Raw genomic sequence first — 13110 nt, forward strand, 5'->3', positions numbered from 1 at the left:
ACGTTGCGTGAGATTGCCTTAATCGGCACCTAATGCCTGACGCGAAGCGTTTTACGGCGTTTCAAATGCAACTTAACGCCAGTCAGCGTGTCTTGATAGCGCGTTGATCTTCGCGGCAACTTTCCCGGCGCTCGTAGCTTTTACTTTGAGCAAGCGCCCCGAACGTCATGCCGCCCGATTTCCTCGATCGTCGTACGCACGCACCTTGTTGTGCGAGCCGCCTTTTTTTGGGGCTGCAAAGCCTTTTGGGGCTTTAAGCGATAACGCCGGTCGTCATACCGAATCTGTGAACACTTATGTCTTTTGATTCCCTCGGCTTGTCCGAACCCTTGCTTCGCGCTGTCAACGAACTCGGCTACACCATCCCTACCCCCATCCAGTTGCAGGCCATTCCGGCTGTTCTGAACGGCGGTGACCTGCTCGCAGGCGCGCAAACCGGCACGGGCAAGACGGCAGGTTTCACGCTGCCTATCCTGCAACGTTTGTCCGAAGCGCCCGCGCCGTTGGCCGGTGCGAAGCGTCCGGTCCGCGCGCTGATCCTCACCCCTACGCGCGAACTCGCCGCCCAGGTGGAAGAAAGCGTGCGCGGCTACGGTAAGTATTTGAAACTGAAATCGACCGTGATGTTCGGCGGCGTGGGCATCAATCCGCAAATCGATGCGCTGCGACGCGGCGTGGATATTGTCGTGGCAACGCCGGGCCGGTTGCTCGATCACATGCAGCAGCGGACCATCGATTTGTCGAAGCTCGAAATTCTCGTGCTCGATGAAGCCGACCGGATGCTCGACATGGGCTTCATCCACGACATCAAGCGCGTGCTCGCCAAGTTGCCGCCGAAGCGCCAGAACCTGCTGTTCTCGGCCACCTTCTCGGAAGAAATCAAGACGCTTGCGGACAGCCTGCTTGACCGCCCGGCGCTGATTGAAGTGGCGCGTCGGAATTCGACGGTTGAAGCTATCGCGCAGAAGATTCACCCGGTGGATCGCGACAAGAAACGCGAGTTGCTCACGCATTTGATCCAGAAGAACAACTGGTTCCAGGTGCTGGTCTTCACGCGTACGAAGCATGGCGCGAATCGGCTCGCCGAGCAGTTGACGAAGGACGGCATCAGCGCGCTGGCCATTCACGGCAACAAGAGCCAGTCGGCTCGCACGCGTGCCTTGGCCGAGTTCAAGGACAACACGCTGCAGGTTCTGGTGGCGACGGATATTGCGGCGCGCGGTATCGATATCGACCAGTTGCCGCACGTGGTCAACTTCGATTTGCCGAACGTGCCGGAGGATTATGTTCACCGGATCGGCCGTACCGGGCGTGCAGGGGCGACGGGTGAGGCGCTGTCGCTGGTTTGCGTCGATGAACATCAGTTGCTGAAGGATATCGAGCGTTTGATCAAGCGGCCGATTCCGCAGGAAGTTATCGCCGGGTTTGAACCGGATCTGACACAGAAGCCGGAACCGATTCTCCGACGCGGCCAAGGTGGCGGCGGTGCAAGGCAAGGTCAAGGTGCGCCGCGCCAAGGTCAAGGCGCGCCGCGTCAGGGTGCGCCGAAGCAATCGAACGGCGGCGGGCGGCCGTCGGCGAAGCCGGCTGGAAACGGTAACGGGAATGGTAATGGCGGTGGTGGTAATGGTGGCAACGGTGGTGGTGGCTACGGTTCGCGCTCGCCGAAACCCGTTGCCGCGAAAACCGGTGCCAATGGCGCCGCGCCGCGCAAACCAGAAGGCTCACGGCCAGCTGGCGCTGCGCTGCTCGGCGGCAAGCCGCGCAGTGAAGGCGGCGGCGGTGCAGGTCGGCGCGATACGCCCCGGACGGGACAACGCGGGCGTTAAATGGCGTGATGAGGGTGCGGGTGGGATGCTCGCCTGCGCCTTCTTACGCGTGTAACGACCGCTTCGGACCGGAAGGTGTGCGAGCGCAAGCTCGCTGCCTCAAGTTCAAGCCTCGCTGCGTCAAGCCTCGCTATGCTGGCGAAAGGTCAGTTGCAAACCTTCTCTCTCCGCAGCGTAACCGCCGCAGCTTGCACCCGATAAAAAGCGGAGCCTCGGCTCCGCTTTTTATTTCAGGCTGCGGCGCTCGCTGCACGCTTCAGGACATCAACCTGTTCTCGCCAGCGCGCCAGCACCGCGTCTCCCTGCCCCGCCGCAAACTCGAATCCAATGCCCTGCACAAGCCGCGCATAAGGGACTTTCTGCCATTCCCCGCTTTCTATCGTCGCGATAAAACACGTGATCGGTGAACCCGCCAACGGCGCAATTCGCGCCTGAAGCTGCACCTGGAAGAAGGCTTCATCGAAGACGAAGGTCAGCGTGGCGTTACCCGTTTTCGACACCAACCGCGCCGCCCGCGACTGCGGCCACAACGAAAAACACAACGTCCCCGGATCCGGCGCGAACAACTCGCCGACGCTCAACAATGACGTCCGCACACGGCCTTCATCGGCTGCAAGCAACGACGCCGTGAAGCCCGTTTTCGTCTCGATCGACGTGCCGTCGAACAAGGTCCGCAATTCTGCGGGCCATTCGTCAAACGTGCCGTGCTCGATACCGTGGGAACCGGCCGTACCGGACGCAGTGGAATCGGTCATGCGGATCTCCGTGAAAAGACGATGGCCCGCGAAAGCGGGCCATCGATTAAAGCGTAGCGAACCGTTCAGTGCAAACGCCGGCTGACCTATCGGAAGAATACGTGCTGCGTGATCTTCGCGAGCGGATAGTGCACGCTAGGCTGAATTCGGGCTGGCAGATCGAGTGGCTTGAGCAGCATTTTCACGCACATGTCCGCCGACAAATTGCGCCGGACCAGCGCATTCACCCGCGCCGCCAACTCCCTGTTGTGCGCGGTGTCATTGGCGCGCTCCGGGTATCGAATCGCAAACACGTGGCGCAGCGCGATCTCGGAATCCTCATTCTTGATTTCCATTACACGACGCAGCAATGCGCCAAGAACGGCGAAGCGGCCGTTGCCCTCGATCTTGTTGTACTTCTTGAAGAAGCGGAAGAAGTGCTTGTAATGCCGGACTTCGTCTGTGCGGATGTTGTCGGTGAGTTGCTTGAGGACCGGTTCATCCGAGCACTCGTTGATTGCCCGATACAGCGTGGCCGTCCCGGTCTCAACAACGCAACGCGCAACCATTTCAAGCGCACGCGTTTTCTCGAAGTCCTCGACTGAACACGTCAGCGAGTATTCGGCGAAGAAATTCTTGAATGCCGTGTCCCAGTCGAACTCTGGCCACACATGATGGATATACGTTTTCAACGCGCGGCCATGCTGCATTTCTTCCGGTTCCCACTCATTGTTGAGCCAGTCGGAAACTTCGGGGTCGTCGTTGAAATAAGTGCTCAAGTTGCTTGTATAAAGATCGGTCCCGCTCTCAATGAACGAAGCCGCGCACAGCAACAAGAGAAGGTGTTCATTCGATGCCGCTTTACGCCGGTCGATCCGGGCCAGATCGATATCTTCGATCCGCCAGGGCATCACATGGGTACTGTCAGTGTGCATAAAAATCGCGCTCCCAAAAGCTGTACTGAACGCGCCGTCAGCCAAACCGGCCGAAAATCAGGCGACGCCGTGAACAAGTCGCGGCGTCCTCATGTGGTTAAAGACTTAGAGCCTGCATCTTAGCCGGGTTGCAACGAAGCTGCAGACCCGAAGACAGACCGTCAGAACCACATGTCAGTTCCGGATGCCGGACAAATCAGCATAAATCGTACCGCGCCGGTTCGCGTTGCGATAACGCATGTCAGACTTGATTCCCGCCCGCTTACAGAGAGATTTCGGCAAGCCATTGAAAGACGATTCAGCATTGACCCTTTCGCCGAGCGATTTTCATTTTGAATCCGCATACCACGCGATAAGGTCCCGGCCGCTAAGCCGCACTCAGACTCAACACTATCAATTTTGCCATCCTCACGAGTTGCTGCGCAGAACGCGAAGCATGCAACCCGTACGGCCGGTGCGGACATCGAGACATGCGGATATGTACACATGGGTGGATCACGCGGAGCGCCTTCATCACGACCTGTTCGCGGTCGCCACGCGGCGTAATGCGTCGTAACGAACTTGTCGCTCTCGATGTGCCTTTCCGAGTCACAAACTGCCCTGACAAGGCGCTCGTTAGCGCGCGTGCATCTCGGATATAAGACAGCGATATCCAAAGGCAAGGCGGGTGATCGAGCATTGCGGGCCTGCTGGGCCTTTCCCTTACAATACGGGCCACCTCAAGACAATAAAGCGCACTCTTCGACGCCATGACACGAGATCCCCGCATCACCTTGAACGCACGACAGCAAGAGCTGCTCGACTGGGTGCAACGCGATGGCTTCGTGACGGTAGAGGACCTGGCCACGCATTTCGACGTCACGCCGCAAACCATCCGCCGCGACGTCAACTGGCTCTCCGACATGAACCTGCTGCGCCGCTATCACGGTGGTGCGAGCCTCCCGACCAGTTCGGAGAACGTCTCATACACGGCGCGCCAGCGCATGTTCCACGACGAAAAGCGTCGCATAGCCGCGCTGGTCGCTCAGCACATTCCGGATCAGGCGTCGCTCTTCATCAACCTGGGCACCACGACCGAGGAAGTTGCCCGGGCGCTGAACCGGCATCGCGGCTTGCACGTGATCACGAACAACCTCAACGTGGCGAGCATGATGAGCGGCTACCCCGAATGCGAGGTGCTGATCACCGGCGGCATTGTTCGACCCTGGGATAAAGGCATTGTGGGCGAGCTGGCCATCGACTTCATCCGCCAGTTCAAGGTCGACTTCGCCATCATTGGGGCGTCGAGCATTGAATCCGACGGCACGCTGCGTGATTTCGATACACGCGAAGTCCGCGTAGCCGAAGCAATCATCAAACACGCGCGCACGGTCTTTCTCGCCGCCGATCATTCGAAATTCGGCCGCCCGGCGCTCGTCCGGCTCGGTCACCTGAGCCAGATCGACGCGCTCTTCACCGATGCCCCCGCTCCGCCCGACATGGTTCAAACGCTCGCCGATGCAAACACGCAGGTGTTCGTGGCGGAGTAGCAGCCGACCCAAAAACCCTGCGCCACAAGTGCACCCTGCCTGTGTGCACCGCGGCAGGAACCTCAAGTAATTTCTACGATTCCGCTTGTCTGCTGAACCGCTTTCGCGCCCCTAAAAAGTCAAACCCAATATTTTGCGCAAGCGTTTGGCACTCGTCTGGCACTTGCATACAATCAAATCCCGGCAACGAAGCGCCGCTTTTCGGCGCCGCCCACCACGCTATGCATCATGCGTCTGCCGGATCGAAGTTCCAGCCTCGCACAACGTTCCTAAGCACGAATGCCGGTCGCCGACCGGTCAAAGTGCCGTTCGATTGTCATGGAGAACACGATGCTCAGTCCGCATGAATTTGCCACGCTGCTCCTGTTGCAAGACGCTCCCCATCAGATGGACATGGTGCGCGACGAACTCGACGCCCTGCTCGAGCGCCAGCTTGTCCAGTTGGAAAATCTCGCGTCTGGGCGCCAGTTGTGGAGCCTGACGGCTTCCGGCGACTCCACGATGAAAGCAATCAAACGATATTCGTAAATTTCGCCGACCTGCCGCTTTTCGGTAAGCCAGCGCTCGCCAGCGAGTGAATCAGGCTGCGAGCGAACCGATTCGCGAATCAATCAGCCAACTGATTAGCCAGCGCGCAACGTCGGGTCGACGGCTGCGCGCCAGCTAAGCGCTTGCGCCCGTTGATCTGCGAAGAACATTGCCCACGCGTTTTGCGCCGCCGCCGTGCGATTAGCACTGAACGCCGCATATTGACTCGCGATCCCCGCCTGGAACCCGCAAAACTGCTCCTTCGGCAACTTGCCGCGCTTTTGCGCCACATAAGCATCGAGAAACGCCGAATACACGCCTTGCGCGTCCGTGCCGTAATCGACAGCGCTCCCACCGCACATGGACTGAAGCGCGGCCAAGGACGGCGCTCTGCCGGACCCTGCCACATCAGGCGCTGACAAACATCCGCCCAGCATCAGCGCGCTCAGCGCACCGGCCACCAGCATCTTTCGCATTGCATTCTCTCCTTCATCTTCAGTGGCTACAGTATCCGTCGGTGGTCAACGTCGCGCCACTCGGCCGGACGGTCTATGACTCCAAATGATCCGAAATACGACCGCGACCTGCACTTTTTCCGGCAAAACGCCGTAACAGCAGAGCGTTAGCCATTCAGACGACTTTACATTTTCGTTTTTGTTCGTTAAATTTCGAATTCGAACATTATTATGTTCCGACGGAGTTTTCCGTTGGGGGCCATGGGGCGGACAAGCGATGCAAGGCAATCTTTACGATGTGCTCGTGGTGGGCGGCGGGGTCAACGGCACGGGCATAGCGCGGGACGCGGCGGGCCGTGGCCTCACCGTCATGCTGTGCGAAAAGGACGACCTTGCTTCGCACACGTCGTCGTCGAGTACGAAGCTTATTCACGGCGGGCTTCGTTATCTCGAATACGGTGAATATCGGCTCGTGCGCAAGGCGCTTCAGGAGCGTGAAGTGCTGCTGCGCGCGGCGCCGCATATCATGTGGCCGCTGCGTTTCGTGATGCCGCACATGCCCAATTTGCGCCCCGCCTGGATGATCCGCGCCGGCCTCTTCCTCTACGATCACCTCGCTCGGCGCGAATTGCTGCCCGGCTCCCGCGGCATTGACATGCGCCGGCACCCGGCAGGTGCACCGCTGATCGACTCAATCAAGCGCGGTTTTGTCTATTCCGACGGCTGGGTGGACGACGCACGGCTCGTCGCGCTCAACGCGGTCGACGCGCAGGAACACGGCGCGGTCATCAAGACCCGCACGCGTCTGGTCAGTGCGCGGCGCGGCGAAGGCGTTTGGCACGCCACGCTTGCCGACAACCACGGCGCGACCTTTGACGTTCGGGCGCGCGCCATCGCGAATGCTGCCGGCCCTTGGGTCAGCGACCTGCTCAAGGACTCGCTCAACAGCAACACGCACACGCGCCACACCGTGCGGCTGGTCAAGGGAAGCCACATCGTCACCCGGCGCCTCTTCGAGCACGACCACGCGTACATTTTCCAGAATCCGGACAAACGCATCATCTTCGCGATTCCGTACGAGCACGACTACACGCTGATCGGGACGACGGACCTCGAGTATCACGGCGACGCCTCCAAAGTGGCCATCAGCCCGGAAGAAACCACGTACCTCTGCGACTCCATCAACCGCTACTTCAAGAAGCACATCAGCCCGGCAGACGTTTGCTGGACCTATGCCGGCGTGCGCGGGCTGCTCGAGGACGAAAAGGCGGAGAACGCATCGGCAGTCACGCGCGATTACCTGCTCGAACTCGACACGCCCGCGAACGAAGCGCCGTTGTTGTCGGTGTTTGGCGGCAAGATCACGACGTTTCGCAAGCTGGCTGAAGAAGCCGTCGACAAACTCGGCGAAGCACTGCAATCGCCGGCCCGGAGTAAAACGTGGACCGAAGGCGCGCCGTTGCCGGGCGGGGACATTGCCAATGCCGACTTCGCGCTGTTCCTCAGCGCGTTCAAGCAGCGTAATCGCTGGCTACCCGACGAACTCGCGCATCGATACGCACGGGCTTACGGTACGCGCGCCCAGAAGCTTCTGGGCAATGCAAGCTCCTTGGCCGATCTCGGCGAGGCCCTCACTCCAGGCCTCTACGAAGCCGAACTCCGCTATATGCGCGACAACGAATGGGCGACCTGTGCGGACGACGTGCTCTGGCGCCGCTCGAAACTCGGCTTGCACCTGGAGCCCGGTTCGCTAGATGACGTGATTCGTCGCATTGACGGGTGGTTCGCATCGAGCAAGCCGGAAGCGCAGGCGCAGGTGGCGTCATCCACATCACCCACGACCGCTCGCACCGTCTTTTAACCGGGCTTTGCCGCGAATAGCTACCCTGCGGCACCTGATAACGGTGTGACGATATCTTCGTTTGACGCCACTGAAGCCAATGCTAGTCTTGCCTTCACTCGTTCCCGCGCTGTTTCGTTGAGCGGGTTTAATCGACAGGACGACAGAACGACTGGAGGCTCATCATGGTTGCACCGGCTTATTCATCGCTGGAACTCGTGCGCGAGTCGTTCGATGCGCGCGCGCCGGCCGAACTCGCCGAGGCAACACAGGCGGCGTCGGCCAAGGTTCCGGCTAACGGTCATCATGCGCATGACGCGCAGCAGACCGACGCACAGGAAGCGAGCGACGCGCTCGAATATCTCGTTGGCGTGAATTTGGCGCGGCTGCGCGCCGAACGCCAACTTTCGCTCGATGCCCTCGCTCGCGCGTCCGGCGTGTCCCGAGCCATGTTGGCGCAGATCGAATCCGGGCGCAGCGTGCCGTCCATCAAGGTGCTGCACAAGATTGCAAGCGCGCTGAAGGTATCGGTGGCGGCGTTCCTTCGACGCCACGCGACCAATGGCATCGAATATTTGCCGGCCGAGCAGGCGACGCGCCTCGTGACATCGAACGGACGCTTTTCGGCACGGCCGCTGTTTCCGCTGAGTGCGCCGGCATCGGCGGAATTCCATGAACTGCGGATCGCCCCGCTGCACGCCGAATCAGGCACTCCGCGTCCGCCCGGCACCACGATCAACCTGGTTGTAAGCGACGGCACGCTGGAAATCCGCGTGCATGACCGGGCGCAGTTGCTGGCCACGGGCGACGCCATTGTGTTCGACGCCGATCAACCCCACACGCTGCGCAATCCCGGCAACACGGAAGCGCGTGCGTACCAAGTGACGGTGAACGCGGAAACGCCGCCGCGCTGGCATGTTCCGGCCGATTCACGTCGTATCGACGATGCCAGCTAGACGCACTTCCGTAGAAGCTGCAGGCAGGCAGTACTGCAACATCACCAAGTCTGTTGTATCCTGAAATTAGTCGCGTTGTTAAGTGTTTAGCGACAAGTCAGTACGTCTTCAGGGCGGGGTGCAATTCCCCACCGGCGGTATGCGAGCGGCGAAAGCTTCTCGTGAGCCCGCGAGCGCCTGTGAACGCAGCTTGCAAATCATTGCCAGCTACGCAACGGGGTCAGCAGATCTGGTGAGATGCCAGAGCCGACGGTCATAGTCCGGATGGAAGAAGATGTGCAGACGGCCATGTCCGTTTCGCGTGTTTGCCGCGGCGCATTTGTTTGCGTCCGCGTCGAACGGGTGCTGTCGAGTTGACGGCGCTGAAAACGCGTGTCGTTCTGTCTGTTTGCAATGCCCTGAAACGTTTTTCGCCCCATTTCTTTTGCGAGAGCGTTTCATCCATGTCCGAATCAGTTTTCACCTCCACCTCCCCGGCCACCGCCTTTGCTGATCTTGCGCAACTTCGCGCAGGCGACGCGCCCGTTGCTATTCCTCATCGAATTGCCGCTGCCCTGCAAGCGTTGCGCGAAGGCCGTGCGGTCGCCCTGCTCGACGACGACGATCGCGAGAACGAAGCCGACCTCATTTACGCCGCTGAAAAGCTAGACGTCGAAGGCATGGCGCTGATGATCCGCGAGTGCAGCGGCATCGTGTGCCTGTGCCTTCCTGACGAGACCGTTCGCGCGCTCCACTTGCCGCCCATGGTCGCCGACAACGGCAGCAAATACGGCACCGCATTTACGGTTTCTATCGAAGCACGCGAGGGCGTGACGACGGGTGTATCCGCAGTGGACCGGCTGACCACGATCCGCGCCGCAATCGCCGATAACGCCAAGGCTGGCGATATCGTGAGTCCTGGCCACGTGTTCCCGCTACGCGCGCAGCCGGGCGGCGTGCTGACGCGGCGCGGTCATACCGAAGGAACCGTCGACTTGGCGATCCTGGCCGGATTGAAGCCGGCCGGCGTGCTGTGCGAACTGATGAACCCGGATGGCACGATGGCGCGTGGTGCGCAGATCGATGCGTTCGTGAAGGAGCGCAACATTCCGGTGCTGACCATCGCCGAACTCGCCGATTTCCGCATGGCGCTCGCCGCCGCGCGCGAACTGGCCGAAGAAACGGTTTAACGACGGGAAGGTTCCGTTTCCGTTCAACGGAATATCGAGAGCAAAGAAAAACTCGGCCCTGAGTTGAAGGGCCGCGTTTTTCGTTTGGGTATCGTGGGAAAGCTGGGAACGGCTGCATCCGGCGACAAAGCAATTCAACCCGCCGCCGCGTCGATCGACGCATGTCAAAACCGTTCTAATGCAAACGTCGAAGGGGACATGACGGCTACGCTCGACCTCGCCTGAACCCCGAACCACGAACAGCAAACCGCAAACAAGCGCAGCGGCCAATGAAACAGCCCTCGCCAACACAAATTCACTTAGCCTCAGTCGCCAAAATCGCCGCGAACTTCCTGTACAGCCAGACCGAGCAGGTTGCCCCCGTCGCCGTATAAAGCAGCGTGCCCACGCTTTGCACGACCAGCAATCCCATGGTCAGGCTGCCGGCGGACCCTGTCGTCGCCAGCATTTCCGCGATCACCGTCAACACCGTCGCAATTCCCACGATAGGCAAAATCGCGAGCACGGCGGCCGTCGTGATAAACCAGAAGTGCCCACGCGTATCTTCCCAGGCGGCGCGCCATTGAATCCGGCCACCGGCGGCAGTGTGCGGAAACAGCAAGGACAGCCTTGCCGACACATAACTCACGCCGCACACGGCCAGCACAGCAAGCGTGGCAGTAGCCGCCATCGAGGTGCCGCTGGACAATCCCGCCAGCCGCAACCCGATCCAGACGATCGCCACCGCGAGCATCGCGCCCACGTAACCGGCAATCAGCGCGATGCAGAGCAGGAAATAGCGTCGGATACCGGCGTCCCAGAGGCGTGTCGCCGGGGGCACGGGCACGGACGTGGCGGAAGCCCCGACGGGCTCAGCGCTCAGTTTCATCGCAAAGCGGACCACAAACACGGCCAGCACCGCGAGTATCAATGTCTGTATAAACGTGACGCCAAGAGAAATCAGCCCCTGAGTGAACCCGGCGGCATGACCGGCGCTGCTGCTGGTCATCGCAGTCAGCGTGCTGCCCGACGCCTCGAGCCCGGGGAATTGCGCCTTGTAGCCGGCGGTTCCCGTCGCGAGCACCGCTACGAACGCCACTAGAAATACGATCGGCATGTGTCGTACGGCGGAGGCGGCGTCGCGCCATGCGCCCTTCAGGCATTGGCGCAGCGTGATGTCTTCCATAAAACCTCAGTCGAAAAGCGTGATCAAGCGATAAGCCGCGGATGCGGCTCGCACGACACGCTAGTCGGTTGAGGACGCCGGGTCAATATCCGGCGAGGAGGTTGGCGAGATCGGCGTGCGGGTCTTCCTTTGCGGGACGCCGGATCGACGCGCTAGATCGACGCGCATACCGCACCACGCCGCACGATAGATCGGCGTGCGCATTCCCCCATCCCGCTCACCCCACGAACTCAAACCGCATCCACTGCCCCCGCACTCGCTCCCTGCCCGCCGCGATCCAGCCGGCCCGCGTACCAAGTCACGCCAAGCGCGACCACAGCCACAACCGCCGCGACCCACGGAAGCGAATCCAGCGGATGCCCTTGCTGCAGCACCACGCCGCCAAGCCACGCACCACCGGCGTTACCCAAATTAAACGCGCCGATATTCAGCGTCGACGCCAGATTCGGCGCGTGTTTCGCCTTCTCGACAACGCGTGTTTGCAGCGGCGGAACGGTGGCGAACGCGGCGATACCCCAGATAAAGATCGTGACGGCCGCCAGCGTCTGGTTGTGGCTGGTCTTCGCGAACACCGCCATGATGATGGCGAGCGCGACGAGAATGCCCATCAGCGAAGGCATCAGCGCCCGATCGGCCAGCTTGCCGCCGATCGTGTTGCCAATCGTCAATCCAACTCCGAACAGCACGAGCACCAACGTCACGCCGTGTGGCGAAAATCCGCTGACCTGTTCGAGAATCGGTGCGATGTAGGTGAAGACCACGAACACGCCGCCGAAGCCGAGCACGGTCATGGCCAGGGCGAGCCAGACTTGCGGTTCCTTCAGCACACGCAATTCGTGGCCGAAGTTCGACGGTCCCGAATCGTGCTTGTTGGGCACGAGCGCGGCCACGCCGATCAACGACAACACGCCGAGCGCCGCCACGACCCAGAATGTCGCGCGCCAGCCGAATTCCTGGCCGATAAACGTCCCGAACGGCACGCCCAAGACGTTCGCGAGCGTGAGTCCGGTAAACATCAACGCAATTGCGCTAGCGCGCTTTTCAGCGGGAACCAGCGACGCCGCGACCACTGCGCCAATGCCGAAAAACGAGCCGTGCGCGAACGATGTCACCACGCGGGCCACCATGAGCATCGAATAACCCGGTGCCACGGCGCACAGCACATTGCCGACGATAAACACGCCCATCAGCAACTGCAGCGAGAGTTTGCGCGGCAATTTTGCGGTCAGCACGGCGAGGAGCGGCGCGCCCACGGCCACGCCCAGCGCGTATCCCGTGACGAGAAAGCCCGCCGATGGAATCGATACAGCCAGATCCCGGGCCACATCAGGCAGCAGCCCCATGATGACGAACTCGGTCGTCCCGATGGCAAACGCGCTGATCGCGAGCGCCAGAAGTGGAATAGGCATGGAAATCCCCTTAGTTTGAGAATGCGGAGAAAGCGGAATTTGACGTCACGAACTCGATGACCACGCCCGGCGCGAGCTGCACGAACACTTGCTGCTCGCGGGAGAGCGGAACATCGGCTGCGGAAAACGGGATTGCGTGTTCGTGAAGGCGTGCGAGCAACGCCTGCCATTCGGCTGCGTCTTGCACGCGCAACGCGAGATGATCGATACGCGTAGCCGCCAGCCCACCGGGCGGCGAAGCCAGCACCGAACCGTGCTCGATCAGATGCACGGCGGGTGCGTCATCGAGATAAAGCCAGTACCCGCTTACGCCGAACGGCGACCGTGGGCCGACTTTCATGCCGGCTATATCGACGAGAAAATGGCGGATCGGCTCGCAATCGGGCGCGACGATCGTGACGTGATCGAGTTTCATCGGGGAATACGCGTCAGGGCGCGTCTGGAAAATTCGGGCTGCATGATCGATCTTCGACCTCATACGCTGCAATGCACCAAATTCTGCGCGCGGAGAAACGTTTTGATAATTGGCGTAGCATTTGAAGCATTATCAAAAGTAAATTG

General features: G+C 60.7%; 12 protein-coding genes and 1 riboswitch. Of the genes, 6 read left to right on the plus strand and 6 right to left on the minus strand.

The window, feature by feature from the left end; translation table 11 throughout:
• The first annotated feature begins 296 nt into the window (after window positions 1–296).
• Entirely contained in the window at window positions 297–1829 is a 1533-nt protein-coding gene (locus GSQ93_RS37050) for a DEAD/DEAH box helicase (RefSeq protein ID WP_158941179.1), read from the plus strand.
• A gap of 230 nt (window positions 1830–2059) precedes the next feature.
• Here GSQ93_RS37050 and GSQ93_RS37055 read toward each other — a convergent pair whose 3' ends face one another.
• Both GSQ93_RS37055 and GSQ93_RS37060 read right to left on the minus strand, forming a co-directional pair.
• A complete protein-coding gene (locus tag GSQ93_RS37055; RefSeq protein ID WP_158941180.1) occupies window positions 2060–2584 on the minus strand; it encodes a hypothetical protein in 525 nt (174 codons plus the stop codon).
• A gap of 86 nt (window positions 2585–2670) precedes the next feature.
• Window positions 2671–3498 carry a ferritin-like domain-containing protein gene (locus GSQ93_RS37060; RefSeq protein WP_089163045.1) on the minus strand — a complete coding sequence of 276 codons (828 nt, stop codon included), beginning with the start codon at window positions 3496–3498 and terminating at the stop codon, window positions 2671–2673.
• A gap of 749 nt (window positions 3499–4247) precedes the next feature.
• On the opposite strand from GSQ93_RS37060, the gene GSQ93_RS37065 reads away from it, so the two are divergent.
• Both GSQ93_RS37065 and GSQ93_RS37070 read left to right on the plus strand, forming a co-directional pair.
• Window positions 4248–5027 (plus strand): DeoR/GlpR family DNA-binding transcription regulator, encoded by a 780-nt coding sequence (locus GSQ93_RS37065; RefSeq protein ID WP_158941181.1) that lies wholly within the window; start codon window positions 4248–4250, stop codon window positions 5025–5027.
• 330 nt (window positions 5028–5357) lie between these two features.
• Window positions 5358–5555, plus strand: a complete 198-nt coding sequence (locus tag GSQ93_RS37070; protein ID WP_089163086.1) for a hypothetical protein — start codon at window positions 5358–5360, stop codon at window positions 5553–5555.
• Window positions 5556–5650: 95 nt separating this feature from the next.
• On the opposite strand, the gene GSQ93_RS37075 is transcribed toward GSQ93_RS37070, so the two are convergent.
• Window positions 5651–6031 carry a hypothetical protein gene (locus GSQ93_RS37075; RefSeq protein WP_158941182.1) on the minus strand — a complete coding sequence of 127 codons (381 nt, stop codon included), beginning with the start codon at window positions 6029–6031 and terminating at the stop codon, window positions 5651–5653.
• Between the two features lie 256 nt (window positions 6032–6287).
• Between GSQ93_RS37075 and glpD the strand changes: the two genes are divergently transcribed.
• The 3 genes from glpD (at window position 6288) to ribB (ending at window position 9975) form a co-directional block, all read left to right on the plus strand.
• Complete coding sequence (glpD, locus tag GSQ93_RS37080; RefSeq protein ID WP_158941183.1) at window positions 6288–7871, plus strand: glycerol-3-phosphate dehydrogenase; 1584 nt, start codon at window positions 6288–6290, stop codon at window positions 7869–7871.
• A gap of 164 nt (window positions 7872–8035) precedes the next feature.
• Window positions 8036–8806 (plus strand): helix-turn-helix domain-containing protein, encoded by a 771-nt coding sequence (locus GSQ93_RS37085; RefSeq protein WP_158941184.1) that lies wholly within the window; start codon window positions 8036–8038, stop codon window positions 8804–8806.
• Between the two features lie 100 nt (window positions 8807–8906).
• Window positions 8907–9086: riboswitch (FMN riboswitch) on the plus strand.
• A 163-nt stretch (window positions 9087–9249) separates the two neighbouring features.
• Window positions 9250–9975 (plus strand): 3,4-dihydroxy-2-butanone-4-phosphate synthase, encoded by a 726-nt coding sequence (ribB, locus tag GSQ93_RS37090; RefSeq protein WP_158941185.1) that lies wholly within the window; start codon window positions 9250–9252, stop codon window positions 9973–9975.
• 295 nt (window positions 9976–10270) lie between these two features.
• Here the strand turns inward: ribB and GSQ93_RS37095 are convergent, their stop codons facing one another.
• From GSQ93_RS37095 to GSQ93_RS37105, 3 genes are all read right to left on the minus strand, one after another.
• Window positions 10271–11140: a hypothetical protein gene (locus GSQ93_RS37095; protein ID WP_158941186.1), complete on the minus strand. Its 870-nt coding sequence runs from the start codon at window positions 11138–11140 to the stop codon at window positions 10271–10273.
• 230 nt (window positions 11141–11370) lie between these two features.
• Window positions 11371–12549: an MFS transporter gene (locus tag GSQ93_RS37100; protein ID WP_158941187.1), complete on the minus strand. Its 1179-nt coding sequence runs from the start codon at window positions 12547–12549 to the stop codon at window positions 11371–11373.
• A gap of 10 nt (window positions 12550–12559) precedes the next feature.
• Window positions 12560–12964 carry a VOC family protein gene (locus GSQ93_RS37105; RefSeq protein WP_158941188.1) on the minus strand — a complete coding sequence of 135 codons (405 nt, stop codon included), beginning with the start codon at window positions 12962–12964 and terminating at the stop codon, window positions 12560–12562.
• Window positions 12965–13110: the final 146 nt, after the last annotated feature.

It is taken from the genome of Burkholderia sp. S171, from assembly GCF_009766085.1.
Taxonomy (GTDB): Bacteria; Pseudomonadota; Gammaproteobacteria; order Burkholderiales; family Burkholderiaceae; genus Caballeronia.